13 protein-coding genes and 1 pseudogene are annotated in these 13,889 nt (G+C 49.2%); 6 read left to right on the top strand and 8 right to left on the bottom strand.

Annotated elements, in window-relative coordinates; all coding sequences use genetic code 11:
• Positions 1-66 precede the first annotated feature (66 nt).
• Positions 67-294 (top strand): hypothetical protein, encoded by a 228-nt coding sequence (locus AC5JMP_RS06765; RefSeq protein WP_495850668.1) that lies wholly within the window; start codon positions 67-69, stop codon positions 292-294.
• Positions 295-310: 16 nt separating this feature from the next.
• Here AC5JMP_RS06765 and AC5JMP_RS06760 read toward each other — a convergent pair whose 3' ends face one another.
• The gene (locus AC5JMP_RS06760) at positions 311-700 is read right to left on the bottom strand and encodes a recombinase family protein (protein ID WP_495850667.1); all 390 of its coding nucleotides are present in this window, start codon (positions 698-700) and stop codon (positions 311-313) included.
• 483 nt (positions 701-1,183) lie between these two features.
• On the opposite strand from AC5JMP_RS06760, the gene ppk2 reads away from it, so the two are divergent.
• Complete coding sequence (gene ppk2 / locus AC5JMP_RS06755; protein ID WP_495850666.1) at positions 1,184-2,122, top strand: polyphosphate kinase 2; 939 nt, start codon at positions 1,184-1,186, stop codon at positions 2,120-2,122.
• 72 nt (positions 2,123-2,194) lie between these two features.
• Positions 2,195-4,363, top strand: a complete 2,169-nt coding sequence (locus AC5JMP_RS06750; RefSeq protein ID WP_495850665.1) for a glutamine synthetase III family protein — start codon at positions 2,195-2,197, stop codon at positions 4,361-4,363.
• A gap of 232 nt (positions 4,364-4,595) precedes the next feature.
• On the opposite strand, the gene AC5JMP_RS06745 is transcribed toward AC5JMP_RS06750, so the two are convergent.
• From AC5JMP_RS06745 to AC5JMP_RS06735, 3 genes and pseudogenes are all read right to left on the bottom strand, one after another.
• Entirely contained in the window at positions 4,596-5,309 is a 714-nt protein-coding gene (locus AC5JMP_RS06745; protein WP_495850664.1) for a DUF4333 domain-containing protein, read from the bottom strand.
• Between the two features lie 107 nt (positions 5,310-5,416).
• On the bottom strand, positions 5,417-6,907 hold the full coding sequence (locus tag AC5JMP_RS06740) for an energy transducer TonB (RefSeq protein WP_495850663.1): 1,491 nt from the start codon (positions 6,905-6,907) through the stop codon (positions 5,417-5,419).
• A 344-nt stretch (positions 6,908-7,251) separates the two neighbouring features.
• Positions 7,252-7,365 (bottom strand): annotated as a pseudogene (locus AC5JMP_RS06735) (MotA/TolQ/ExbB proton channel family protein); the annotation flags it as partial.
• 1,014 nt (positions 7,366-8,379) lie between these two features.
• Between AC5JMP_RS06735 and AC5JMP_RS06730 the strand changes: the two are divergent.
• Positions 8,380-9,072 (top strand): Uma2 family endonuclease, encoded by a 693-nt coding sequence (locus AC5JMP_RS06730; protein WP_495850662.1) that lies wholly within the window; start codon positions 8,380-8,382, stop codon positions 9,070-9,072.
• Between the two features lie 171 nt (positions 9,073-9,243).
• On the opposite strand, the gene AC5JMP_RS06725 is transcribed toward AC5JMP_RS06730, so the two are convergent.
• The 3 genes from AC5JMP_RS06725 to AC5JMP_RS06715 all read right to left on the bottom strand — a co-directional run bounded on the left by AC5JMP_RS06725 (position 9,244) and on the right by AC5JMP_RS06715 (position 10,645).
• Positions 9,244-9,702 carry a ferritin-like domain-containing protein gene (locus tag AC5JMP_RS06725; RefSeq protein WP_495850661.1) on the bottom strand — a complete coding sequence of 153 codons (459 nt, stop codon included), beginning with the start codon at positions 9,700-9,702 and terminating at the stop codon, positions 9,244-9,246.
• An 89-nt stretch (positions 9,703-9,791) separates the two neighbouring features.
• On the bottom strand, positions 9,792-10,082 hold the full coding sequence (locus tag AC5JMP_RS06720; RefSeq protein ID WP_495850660.1) for an Asr1405/Asl0597 family protein: 291 nt from the start codon (positions 10,080-10,082) through the stop codon (positions 9,792-9,794).
• Between the two features lie 170 nt (positions 10,083-10,252).
• Positions 10,253-10,645: an IS1 family transposase gene (locus AC5JMP_RS06715; protein WP_495850659.1), complete on the bottom strand. Its 393-nt coding sequence runs from the start codon at positions 10,643-10,645 to the stop codon at positions 10,253-10,255.
• Positions 10,646-10,851: 206 nt separating this feature from the next.
• Between AC5JMP_RS06715 and dpsA the strand changes: the two genes are divergently transcribed.
• Complete coding sequence (gene dpsA / locus AC5JMP_RS06710; RefSeq protein WP_495850658.1) at positions 10,852-11,388, top strand: DNA starvation/stress protection protein DpsA; 537 nt, start codon at positions 10,852-10,854, stop codon at positions 11,386-11,388.
• Between the two features lie 820 nt (positions 11,389-12,208).
• On the opposite strand, the gene AC5JMP_RS06705 is transcribed toward dpsA, so the two are convergent.
• A complete protein-coding gene (locus AC5JMP_RS06705; RefSeq protein ID WP_495850657.1) occupies positions 12,209-12,397 on the bottom strand; it encodes a hypothetical protein in 189 nt (62 codons plus the stop codon).
• A gap of 154 nt (positions 12,398-12,551) precedes the next feature.
• Between AC5JMP_RS06705 and AC5JMP_RS06700 the strand changes: the two genes are divergently transcribed.
• Entirely contained in the window at positions 12,552-13,793 is a 1,242-nt protein-coding gene (locus AC5JMP_RS06700) for a DNA double-strand break repair nuclease NurA (protein ID WP_495850656.1), read from the top strand.
• Positions 13,794-13,889 lie beyond the last annotated feature (96 nt).

Raw genomic sequence — 13,889 nt, 5'->3', positions numbered from 1 at the left:
AAAAATAACTTTACCTATATCAGTCCTGATCGGAGGCTGAAACTGCAAGGTTTTGCAGATCGCTTATTGTCCTCAAAACTCGATCGCCTCACCAAATTTCGCACAATAAATTTTCAAACCCTTAATCCTTCGGCAGTTAATCGCATCTTGGTTTCAAGAGTTCCCCATTCGATCGCCACCCTCAACAATCCGATCGCATCTCATCCCATGCCGTTGTCGCCCTTCAACAAGCGCTTGCAGTGCGATCGCCATCCTGCGATCGCATTGCATTGGCATGAAGGAAACGCCCAGTGAGTTATCAAGCGAATTATCAAAAAATGTAGTCATTTTCAGAGTTTTCGCGTTGCAGTTCTGGGCTAATTTGCGGTTCTAACCGTGAAACTCTAGAGGTTCGTTCGTACAGGCGATCGAGCACACGCTTGACCGAGATGCGCTGCCATTGCTGCCCTCGCTTAGTCTTATAGCCCCTTTGATTCAGCCAGTCTGCGACCTGTTGAAGAGATTTTCCCGACTTGTGGTGGCGGCGAATAATGTCAATGATCTGCTGTTCAGTGGGATTTTCGACCAACTCTCCGCCGATCGCGTGTTGTCCAAACGCTGGCGAACCGTAGCCCACATAGCCACCCTGGGCAGCCTTAACTTTTCGCCCTTGCTCTAGCCGTTGCCAAATCTCCCGCTCCTGCAAATCATCAGCAACCATAATTGCGCCAATAGTTTATACTCATAACTTATACTCAGAAGCCCGTAATTATTCTGAATTCTCGGCTAATCCTGGACTTCTAAGATTGAATTGTTAACTTGTGCAAAGTTCTCCACTTTTACTGCGCTTAGTGATTTTCGATACAAATATTCAACTTATCTGTTCCTACTATCGTGTCAGTGCAAATACCTTGGTCAACGTTGATTAAATGTTGCTCAGGGTTTTGACTGGCGCTTCTTGTTACATCCCTCGGGTAAATCTCTACGACTTCAAGGTTTTGTAGAGTGACAGGTCTAGGCAAGAGTTCAGGCGTAGGCATGACTTCGAGCCTATCTCGCATGGCATCACCTTATGTAGGTTCACTCGAAGGGTGTACTTTTTCTAGACGCATCGCCAAACTTCTGCAAGTTCTACACCCGTTTACTCCAGGTCATTATTGCTCTCCCCGTCCGAGCGATTCCAAAGCATCTGTCAAAGGCACCTATGGAAACTGAAAGCATTAACGGAGGCTTTGCGATCGCAGAGTCCCCTGACCCAGAGCCATCAACCCTTAAAAGGAAGGACAAGAAGAAATCAAAGAAAAAAGCTAAGCTCAAAACCTCAAAATTAAAGACTAGGCACTACACGTCTGAAGGAGAGCATAGTTCTAACCTCTCTAGCAAAGACTACGATAAAGAACTCGCTCGACTCCAGGTAGAGCTGGTGAAGATGCAGTACTGGGTAAAACATACGGGCACTCGTATAGTCTTGCTGTTTGAAGGGCGCGATGCAGCAGGTAAAGGTGGCACCATTAAGCGAATTACCGAACCGCTCAATCCGCGAGGCTGTCGCGTGGTAGCGTTGGGCACCCCTAGCGATCGCGAAAAGACCGAATGGTACTTTCAGCGGTATGTGCCCCACCTTCCAGCAGCAGGTGAGATTGTTTGCTTCGATCGAAGCTGGTACAACCGGGCTGGGGTCGAGCATGTCATGGGATTTTGCACCGAAGCGCAGTACGACGAATTCATGCAATCCTGTCCAGAATTTGAGCGAATGCTGGTTAAGTCTGGCATTATTCTGCTGAAATACTGGTTCTCAGTCAGCGATGAAGAGCAGGAGCGGCGCTTTCAATCTCGCACGACCGATCCGGCTCGGCGCTGGAAGCTGAGTCCGATGGATCTGGAGTCGCGCGATCGCTGGGTAGAGTATTCTCAGGCGAAAGACGTCATGTTCTCCCACACCAACATCCCTGAAGCGCCCTGGTTTACAGTAGAAGCAGACGACAAAAAACGCGCTCGCCTCAACTGCATCAGTCATTTCCTCAGCAAGATTCCCTACGTGGATATGACTCCTGAACCCCTAGAATTGCCCCCGCGCAAAATCGCTCATAGCTACGTGCGTCCTCCCCAAAATGAGCAGTTTTTTGTCCCCCAAGTCTATTGAGGCTTAGGTATTGTACTAGAACTTAAGTACAGTCAATCCGTTCGTACCCCCTAACCAGAAAGAGCATCATTTATGAGTCATGAATTGCGCGTTCAAGCGATCTCTCAAGTCACCGATCGCAAGCCTCTGCCTTCTAAAGTGCCGCAGCGCCTAGAGGCTCTGTGGGCAACCGATGTGTTTACGCTGAGCAAAATGCAGGCAAGCCTTCCCAAGGATGTCTTCAAATCTGTGAAGCACACGCTGCAAACGGGTGGCAAGCTAGATGTATCCGTAGCAGGCGCGGTAGCTGCTGCCATGAAAGACTGGGCGACTTCTAAGGGCGCACTCTACTATGCCCACGTCTTCTATCCGCTCACCAACGCCACTGCCGAAAAGCATGACGGCTTTGTCTCCGTGCAGGGTGACGGATCGGTGATCACCGAGTTTACGGGCAAAGTTTTGGTGCAGGGTGAGCCAGATGGCTCGTCGTTTCCCAATGGCGGCATTCGCTCTACTCCGGCAGCGCGGGGATACACGGCGTGGGATGTCACCAGTCCCGCCTATGTGATGGAAACCGACAACGGCGTGACGCTGTGCATTCCCACAGTATTTATCTCCTGGACAGGGGAAGCCCTCGACAAGAAAACGCCGCTACTGCGCTCTAATGCAGCCATGAACAAAGCTGCTACTCGCATGTTGAAGCTGTTGGGGCATACCGAAGTATCCACGGTAAACTCTAGCTGCGGTGCAGAGCAAGAATACTTTTTGGTTGACGCGCACTTTGCCCACAATCGTCCTGACTTGCTGCTGACGGGCAGAACCCTGTTCGGCAAACCTGCGGCAAAAGGTCAGCAGTTTGACGACCACTACTTTGGAGCGATTCCAGAGAGAGTGCAAGTCTTTATGCAGGATGTGGAAGAAAAAATGTATCGGCTGGGAATTCCGGCAAAAACCCGACACAACGAGGTTGCCCCTGGTCAGTTTGAGCTAGCGCCTTTCTTTGAGGCAGCAAACGTAGCCAGCGATCACCAGCAGTTGACGATGACAATTCTCAGAAACACGGCAAAGAAGCATGGCTTTGTGTGTTTGCTGCATGAGAAGCCCTTTGCGGGCGTGAATGGTTCGGGCAAGCATGTCAACTGGTCAGTAGGCAATGCGACTCAGGGGAATTTGCTTGATCCGGGCGATACACCCCACGCAAATATGCAGTTTTTGCTCTTCTGCGGTGCCGTGATTCGCGGCGTTCACAAATATGGGCCGCTGCTGCGGGCGGTAGTCGCGACTGCTAGTAATGATCATCGTTTAGGTGCCAACGAAGCGCCCCCGGCAATCATCTCTGTCTACTTGGGATCGCAGCTGGAGAATGTGTATGGGCAAATTAGCCAAGGGCAACCCGAAAGCTCTGATCACGCTGGTGTGATGGATCTGGGGGTGGATACCCTGCCTGTGTTCCCTAAAGATCCGGGCGATCGCAACCGGACTTCACCTTTTGCCTTCACGGGCAACCGCTTTGAGTTTCGGGCGGTCGGATCGGGTCAGTCGGTTTCAGGGCCGCTAGTCGCAATGAATACCATCCTGGCGGATTCTCTCACCTGGATTGCCGATGAGATGGAAGGCAAAATGGCGGCGGGTGCAGACCTCAAGACAGCAGCTCATGCAGTGCTGAAGGAAGTGATGGACAAGCACAGTGCCGTGGTGTTTGGCGGCAATGGCTATTCGGAAGAGTGGCACACAATGGCGGCGGAGCGGGGCTTGGCTAACCTGCGCACCACGGCTGATGCGCTGCCTGTACTCAAGGCAGATTACGTTGAGGAGCTGTTCGATCGCGTTGGCGTGTTAACTCCAGTGGAACTCGAAAGCCGTTTCGACGTTTACGCCGAGCAGTATATCCAGTCCATTGAAGTTGAAGCGAAGCTGGTGGTGAGCATAGCGAAAACTATCATCTATCCTGCCGCGATTCGATATCTATCTGAGCTTTCTGCCACGATCGCCAGCCTCAAGGAGATTGGGATTGAGCTAGAGAAAGAAAGTGCCGAAAAAGTTGCCGCACTGGTGAAGCCCATGATGGATACGGTCAGCAAATTGAGTGCTGCTATGGGTAAGCATGACTTCGCGACGACAGAAGACCACATGCAGTACATGGCGCAAACGATTCGTCCGTTGATGGACAAGGTGCGGGAATATGCTGACGGGCTAGAAGGGGAAGTGGCAGATGATTTCTGGCCTCTGCCCACCTACCAGGAAATGCTGTTTGTGAAATAGTCCCCTATTGAGCTAATTGCATTGAGTTATAGCTGTCGCCAGTTTGCTAGGGACATTGGTGGGGCGCGAAGTGCCCCACCAATGTCCCTAGCCTAAACGCCTTGACGGTTGCCATAACTGCATTAAGCTAATGGCATGAGGCTAGTTTTACAAAAGAGGGAGGAGCGATCGCTCCTCCCTCTTTTTATAGGTCACAGTTTAATCGGTCACAGTTTAATCGGTCACGATTTTTTTAATCCAGCGCATTCGATACGCGAGGGCGCACTCGTCGAGGGGAGCTAGTGGGTTGAGAGGCTTCAGAGCTGGAGGCGTTATCTGGAGACGTGGCTGGGGTCGTAGCCGCTGGGGTCGCAGCTGCTGTCGTAGCTGCGGTAGCATTTGCGCTGGCGGTGCGACGAATTTGCTGCCATGCGACGTTGCCATCTGTGTCGATCGTCACCGTTACTTTTTCAATCAGCCCCTTCGCCTTAGCCAATGTTGCGTTTTTCACCTGGCAATCAAAACTATCACCTGGACGGTTGACCCGATAGCGATCGCTACCACACCTAACGGCGGGTTCGACTTTAGTATCTTTGGCAATTTCTTTTACAAGCTCAGTCTCCAGCAGCGCCAGATTTAGCATCCCTTTAGAGTTAGGCACCTCCCAGCTAGTCTGTCCCTTGTCGTCTTCTTGCTTCACCTGAATGATGAATTTGCCATCGGGTTCCAAGGCTCCTTCACACTGAAATGACGTACCCGCTTCTTTGGAAACACTCTCAGGACAGGTAACAGACTTGATGTTGAGGTTACCCTGCTCTTGAATCTGAGTCTTGAGTTTGGCTTCTAGACTTCGCACATCTAAGGGATTGCAGCCTACTAAGGTCAATAGGCAAAGGGGCAGCAAGTAGACAGGAAGCCGCCGTCGGACAGAGTGGGCGATCGCCATATTCAAAGAATTCTTAGTCACAGGATCTAGATTGCGTTTAAGCCAAGTGCGGTGATACTTGCCCAGAACTCTAGCAGTTCCACATTGACAGCAGATTAAGAAGGAATTAAGAGACCTAAAAATCGGCTCTATGGCTCTATGGGTGCAGCAGGCACTATTAGATTCGGAGCAGCTTCGGGCGGCGCTTCAGGAGTGGGCGGTAGCAAGGGTTCTTCAGCAGATGGGGAGAACGGCACAGAGGCAGGTAAAGGGGGTTCGGGTTCAGCAGGCGCATCCGGCAACGGAGGTTGCACTGGCGGCGCGACAGGGCTAGGTGCAGTCATTGCATCAGGTATGGGCGTACTGGGTGACTCAATTGGCAGTGCTGATGGAGATTCCGGCGCACTAGGTGACTCAATTGGGAGTGCTGACGGAGATTCCGGCGGCACATCTCTAAGAATATCCTCGTTCGATGCAGGGGCGATCGCTGGAAGGGGTGTTCCTATCGGGGCGGCGGCTTCATTGGTTGGCGCTTCCTCAGCCGCAACTGGAGGCGGAACGTTGACCTCTCGGCGATCCCCTCGTTCCTGTGCCTGACGGTTAAACTCAGAGCCATCGATCGTCATGTCAACGCTAAGAACAGTGCTACCTGAGCCAGAGGTATCACGCAGACGATAGCGTTCTCGAACGGTTTCTAGCACGGCTTCATCGAGCACTGTGTGTCCGCTGGAATCTACCAATATTGCACTGACGACATTGCCGTTCTCATCGTAGTCCACCATCACTTTCACAGTCCCTTCCATCTGCTCTCGCAGCGCTTCCTGCGGATAGTTTACTTCCGGACAATCGCGACAGCTAATACTACGTCCGCTTTCCTGTCTACTGCCTGAGCGAGTCCCTAAACCTGAGCCGCTACCCGATCCGGAACCTGATCCTGAGCCGCTACCCGAACCCGATCCGGAACCTGAGCCGCTACCTGTGCCCGAACCTGATCCTAATCCAGAGCCAGTACCTAAGCCAGTGCCTAAGCCTGTACCCGAACCTCCCGAACCTACCGCTGCGGTCGGATTTCTTTGACCCTGGTTCTGACGGGCTTCACGATCGCGGCGCAGGCGATCAAACAAATTACTCAAGCTGGGTGAGTTTACGGCTGGAGAAGGCTGTGCGGCAACTGGAGGAGCGCTGGGCTGCGGCGTAATGGACGGAGAAACCTCTGGATCTGGGAAGGTTGCTGAATCAGGTAAGCGCGATTGGGCTGTATCTAACTTAGCGGTAGATTGGGCGGTAGATTGGGCGGTAGATTGGAGAGTGGGTTCAATGGATTCTGGAATTGCCTCAACTGAGCCAGCCGCTGCTGCCGCACCGCCGCCGCCGCCGCCCTCTTCACTCGTCAGCAGGTCAGTGTTCTCTGCCTCTGGTTCTGACAGATTTGCTTCTTCCGCTTCTGATACTTCCGGCTCAGTCACCACGATCGCGATCTCATCTTCCGACTGCGGCTGCGGTTTCCAAAGCGCCTTCCAGTTGAGAAACATCAGCCCAGAATGTAGGGCAAGTGACGCAACCAGCGTTTGAAGCAAAAGTGCTTTCAAGCCTTTGCGTTCACGTTCTCGCTGTTGGGCAACAAATTCTGAATAAACCATCTTCCTACAAGCATTAATTAAAGAACTATTTTCAGCGAGATGCTTTTAATTGGCTGCTTTCTTCATAGAAATTCTCAACTTTATACTCCATAGCATTTGTAACTGATCTATCACAGCAACGACTTGACCACGCTCTACCTTGGTATCGGCATTGCTTACCGCTAATACTTCTGGCTTGTTGCCTATCAGAACTATTTCGGTGAGCTACCAACACTTCTCACACAACTCGTTTATGCCGCCTATCGACTTTGTATAGCGCTACGCGCTTAGATCCAATGAGTTATTTTTTGAGAGCCGCGCTCCGCGCGGCTCTCAAAAAATAACTCGTCCTAACTCAATTACGTAATGCCATACCAGAATAGGCAGCGCTCAATAATCAGGGCGATCGCCACAGCTGAAAATGCCAGCAGCGGATACATGACAATCTCACCAGCAGCAAAGAAATCAATAATAAACATATAGACCTCTCACTTTTAGACCTCTCACTTGCTGTTGCCAATGCCAGCTTGTGCTGTTGCACTGTACAGAGTCCTTTTTGATAAAGATTCTCAAAAACAATATGCCTTATTGGCGCAGCTTGTCAAGCCTCTTCATGTAAATGCAAAGCTCTAGCGCAGTAAATATTCGATTGAGTAGCAGTGATATAGCTGGTGCCAGTTTGCTTAGGATATTTATGGTGGGGCGCTTCGCGCCCCACCATAAATATCCCCGTCCTAACCGCCTTGGCGGTTGCTATATCTTTACAGCGTTAGGAATTCTGTGGTCAGTGATTGCCGACTGCGAAAGTTTTGGTACTGCTCAAAATATAATGATTTTCTGCTGCTAAGACTTTGCCTCAGCAACAGAAAATCATGACGTGAATGCCACTTGCAGAGTCTTGCGGTTGAGTAGGTGAAGTTATTCTTTTAGAAGCGATCGCCTTGAACTCGCCGACGGCACACCACAGGATAAAGCCTATGATAAATAGGATCGGTGGAGAAAGTCCGAAAGATACCCAGAGGGTATAGATAGGTAAACCGCCAACGGCACCAAAGCAAGCGATAAAGAAATCTCGATTTTACGCGATCAAAGAAGATGGAACATTTAGGCGGCTTTGCCTGGATAGAGGATGGAGAAGATGATATATAAGTCCTCTTTCAGGAGACAGATATAATAACTTCAGGGTCAGCAGTAGTGGATAATCAAGGGATTTACCAGAAGCACGATCGCTAGACTAATCTTTGTATCAATCTGTTGGTCAGATAATGCTCTATCTTACTGATGTAAGGAATCTCTGCTGCAAGACTCAGCACACACGATCGCGATTCCTCTTTGATTAGCTCATCTGCGCAACTCAGTTAAGGGGCGATCGCCACCAGCTAAACCAATATAGCGGTACGGGAGGAATGTTCAATTTCAGATTCCTTTAGGATTCATACGATTTGGGATTCATAAGAAGGACTTAGAATAAGGATGTGTTTCAAGGAGGACTCATGGTTGCGACTCCAGAGATCAGGCTTTCAATTCCACCTTTAGAAAATGGTGATCACCTTTCTCGATTCGAGTTTGAGCGCCGCTATCAGGCAATGCCGCAGGTGAGGAAGGCTGAATTAGTGGAAGGAGTAGTCTATATGGCATCGCCGCTGAGAATTAAAAGTCATGGCGAACCGCATGGGGATCTCGTTGGTTGGCTCTGGACTTATAAAACTGCAACTCCAGGCGTTATTCTGGGCATTGAACCAACGGTGAGGCTGGATTTGGAGAATGAACCTCAGCCGGATGCCGTGTTGCTGGTGCCAGGTAGACAAGCAAGAGTGGGTGAAGATGACTACATCGAAGGTGCGCCTGAACTGGTGGTAGAGGTGGCGGCAAGTAGTGTAGCGATCGATTTGCATGATAAAAAACGTGCCTATCGTCGTAGTGGAGTTCGGGAATATATTGTCTGGCGGACGTTGGATCATCAGGTGGATTGGTTTGTCCTACAGGCAGATGAGTATGTTGCACAACTGCCCGATGAGCAGGGCATTATTCGGAGTAACGTATTTCCAGGATTGTGGTTGGCAGTTTCGGCATTACTATCCGCAGAAATGGCGATCGTTCTATCGGTGTTACAGCAAGGATTGGATTCACCGGAGCATCACGCTTTTGTGCAGCAGTTGGCTCAGCACATGGGAAATCAAAAATAGCTTTCGGGTACACCTGTAATATCGTAGTCTTGTCGGACATAGTGAAAGGCACTGCGAAGCCTCCAGCCGTTTTGCAGGCTAAATTTGATAAGGGCATTGACCCCACAAAAATGTCCTGTCCCTTTGCCCACGGCTACAGATTGAAGGGAGGGAAAAGTTCCAGAGATGACTCTAAGAGATGGCTTTGGATACTTTGGGGTCAAAGTCACGCAGCATCTTTTTCAGCTCCATACCGTGTAGTTCCTCCTGCCCAATCATTCCTCTAGCAAATTCTTCCAGGTAAACGCTGGCATCTGTAACGACATCTAGCAGATTTTTGTACAGGTTCAGCGCTGCCTTTTCGTGATTCAAGCTTTCTAGCAAAAGATCATAAACCGTATGTTTGTCAGTTTCTTCGATCGGTAAAATACTCAACGTGGGATGTCCGTCTAATCCCGTAAGAATTTCTCCTGCCTGCTGAGCGTGAAGCAATGATTCACTGGCTTGAGCTTTGAGAAACTGCACGATCGGAATCCGGTTAGGCCCCGTTACCATGAGCGAATAGTGCGTGTAGCGAACCACACCAGAGAGTTCAGCTTCCATGATCGCATTGAGCAGATGAATCGTTTTTGCGGTATCTAGTTCTTTCATAGGGTGCCAAGTTTTTAGCGCGTATTTAAGGTTAGCTGTTTTTATTGGTTTTCTAAGAATTAAGGATATGCGCTCTGGAAAATTTAGGCTCACCCGTTCGTCATCTCTCCTCGTTCACGGTTTCTTTTAGAGGAGCTACGAACCCTCCAGCAGCTTTCCAGCCAGTTTGCTAGCGCTTGTCGAGGCATTGTGACTTGTTTGGCAACACTCCAAACCTGAACAGCTGTCACAGCATTACTCACTTGAACTTTCAAAGGCTGATGATAGCTACATTGACAAGAAATGTCTAACTCTTGCAATCGTTGGTAGACCTGCCAGCGATCTTCGCATTGAATTTCAATCATTTCTTCGGTCTGAAGATCAGATTTATTGGGATTCATAAAAACTCCTGTTAGTAAAAATATTTAGGGCATCTTATTGAAATTATTTGCCAGCATTCAAGATATCGATCGCATTTTTTAACAGCTTTCTCAAAAAATCTGCACAACCATTTCATGATTTAAGTAAAAGAGAAAGAAGAACGACTAAAGTTTTTAATTAACACTTGTTTTTAATTAACACTTTTAGGAACAGATAAATCAGGTCGCATCCAATTGAGAGAAGTTTCCTGAGCCAAATACTTTTTTGACTGATCAAGCTCAGACTCCTCAGAATTAGCATCTGATTTTTCTGGAGGTTGAGAGATATCTAGAAACCCCATATCTGACTGCTTAACCCAATTGATTACCGTATTATGGCTAATCCCTGTCACTCGTTCAATGGCGCGAAACCCCATGCCGTTTGCATACATTCTCAAGCAGATTTTTTTAGCATCTTCAGAATAGCCTCTTAATTTATAAACTTCTAAAAACTGGCGACCACATTGCTTACAAATATAGTTTTGCTTGCCATAATTATGCCCATTTCGATTCACTTGATCTGATCCACATTTGGGACATTTCATACTTCTGTTGTGCAGCGTTGACTGACCCTGATAAATTCCTATCGCTTCTCATGAAAATCTTGATTTAGAACAGTCTATAGAATTTCCCATTTATCATTTAGCATCTAGCAAAAGCCAGATAAAAAACGCTTAAAATATTTCTGAAATTTGATAATCTTGAGTTCTAGGGTTTGTTGGTACATCTAACTCGCTTTCAGGAGAACACTATGTCTGAAGTTCAAACGCTGGTTCAATCGTTTGGTCAGGTTGTTGACAATCCAATTGCGCTGGAGCGATCGACCACTGAGCCAATTTGTGAAGGATTTAACAGAGTCCTGGCGAGTTTTCAGGCGCTCTACTTGCAATACCAGAAGCATCACTTTGTGGTGGAAGGGGCAGAGTTTTATTCGCTGCATCAGTTCTTTTCGGACAGCTACGGAGAGGTTCAAGACCATACTCATGAGATTGGGGAACGTCTAGATGGATTGGGAGGAGTACCCGCCGCCAGCTTTACCAAACTGGCAGAGTTGTGCTGCTTTGCGCCTGAGCCGGATGGGGCATACAACTGTCGTCAAATGCTAGAGAACGATTTGGTGGCAGAACAGTCCATTATTGGTTTGCTGCGTCGTCAGGCTGCTCAAGCCGAGAGTTTGGGCGATCGCGCCACCCGCTATCTGTACGAGAAGATCTTGCTAAAAACAGAAGAACGGGCTTACCACATTGCTCACTTCCTTGCGCCTGATACGCTTGTGCTGAGCCGATAACGCTTCGCTTCCTAACGCCTCCTGTAGAAAAAACTCTGGACTCAGGGCTTTTTTGGCGGGAGGCTTTTAGCTGCGGTGTGTTTTTAGGCGATCGCCCCATCTGCTTCATCCAGAACAGCGTCCTTGAGAAGAAAAATCCGGTAAAAATTTTTGCAAATGATTCCTGCTGAAATAACTTTTCCATCATTGCCTGCAAAGTAATGGCAGCTAGCAGACAAATTGTAGTGGCGTAAGCAAACTCAGCCCCAGCCTCTGACACCAGGCAATGAGCAGCTACAGAGGAGACTAGAGCCGTCATCATACCTGTGCGGCACAAGATAATGAAAGGATCGACCATATACGGAAGCGTCTTGATAGAAATATTCCTTTATTTAAATTGAACCATAATATTGAGTTTAAATGAGAATTGATGTCAAGTAAATAGAGATTGGTGATCTGTTAGCAAGATTTCTTCCCAAGCTTCCGACCTGTATTTCTTGCTGCTGCCCGTTCAAGGACAGTCAATAGAGTGGGGTGGGAAGTCTTTGCAGCGCATTCATATCGGCAGCTACTTTTTGACATCAGCGATCGCGATCAAATCACTGGACGCAACCTAGGCAAAGCATTGACAGCGTAATTTCTGAACATGAATCGTCCATCTGCAGGGAAGATAGCATGAAGCTACTTCTAGCAGAGCTAGGGGGCAACGACATTAGAGGATGTTTGAAAAGTGGTCAGCTGCGATTTTAGGCACCTGGATGATCTCCACTGTCCCCTTAAAAAGGGGACAGTGGAGATCTGGAACGTTTCGCCACCCATAGTTGGACCTTTAAAATATCCTCTAACAGCTCACGACATTAACGACGGGTGAGATATTGAGGGATACGTTGATGGGGATAATGAAGTGGATGATGAAGTAGTCAACATAGCGATTCTCTGGACGTGCTACAAGCACCCTGTTTGGGTTGCGCGGTGATACCTTCACCACGCTAGGGAGTCTGAGGGGTAGGACGGGATCAGCTAATGGCATGAATAAATTCGGTGAAACTGAAAGCTGCTTAATGCCTACTTTTGAAAAGGGCACGCTCCTTTCAAAAAATAAACAACTTTGAAGCGCGATCGCTAGACGTCTGTAAAAATCGCATAGGATAATGACAGCCAGTACATTTGTCTGTCATTATCCTATGCTTGATCTGATTAAACTTGCCCGTCAGATGCAGGGCATCGGTCAACATCTGACTCACGAAGCCGCCGCCACCCGTCAGCGCCTAGGCTTGGCTCAGCAGCTATTGGCGCAAGCTCGTCAGCATCAAGATGACCTCGTGACCCAGCAGCAAATTTGGCGCGATCGCTTAGGCTTTGCCGCCGCCGCACCTCTAGAACCGCTAGATACAAAAATTGATCTTACGCCTGCTCCGCCGATTCATACCGTCCTCGCTACAGACGGTTCCCAGATTGCTCCTAGCCATCACGAAATTGCCTACTGTTATTTGATCAACGTCGGGCGAATTGCGTTGCACTACGGACAAAATCGCCATCCGCTCTTGGACAACCTGCCCGAAGTTTTTTATCGTCCTGAAGATCTCTACGTCTCTCGGCAGTGGGGCATTCGAACAGAAGAATGGATGGGCTATCGTCGCACCGTATCTGAGGCGATCGTCCTTTCAGAACTGGCGACAGATTTCGTAGCAGATTCTCTAGCAAATTCCGTCACAGATTCCGTCACAGATTCCGTGACGGGCAGCTTAAATTCATCTGCTGCCAACACTCTTGCCATGGTAGATGGGTCACTCATTCACTGGTTCCTAGAGCCGCTACCCGCAGATGCCCGCAACTGTATTCTGCCACCCATCCTAGAGGCTTGGGATCAGCTTCGGGCCGCACGAATTCCCCTTGTGGGCTACATCAGCGCAGCCAGGAGTGGCGAATCGCTGAACTTTTTGCGGCTGCACACCTGCCCTTTTTTGGCTCCAGACTGCATGACCCATTGCCAGGGACAAACGGAGCAAGCTCCCTGCCAAGTATTTGCTCCGCTACGGGATACTGCGCTCTGGGGGCTAGTTCTAGAACCCGGACAGCGCGGAGCAATCTGGCGCAGTTCGGCAAAGATTCTGGAATCTTACGGCGACCATGCGATTCATTTTTGCTATGTTCACATGGGTTCAGAGATTGCCCGTGTCGAGTTTCCAGCATGGGTAGCAGAAGATCGAGATCTCTTGGAGACGGCACTGAGCCTGACCATGACCCAGGTACAAAAGGGCTACGGCTACCCGGTAGCTCTGGCAGAAGCTCACAACCAGGCGGTGGTAAGGGGAGGCGATCGCGCTCGATTCTTTGCCCTCCTGGAGCAGCAGATGATTCGAGCCGGGTTGAGAAACGTAGGTACCTCCTACAAAGAGGCTCGGAAACGGGGAAGCATCGCCTAAAATTTTGCCTAATCTAAAATCTATGAATATCGCCAGTTTTCTGAGGACATTTAGGGTGGGGGCGCTTAGCGCCCCCACCCTAAATGTCCCCGTCCT

The organism is Drouetiella sp. (assembly GCF_059504425.1).
This window is presented reverse-complemented; position numbering and strand designations above follow the sequence as displayed.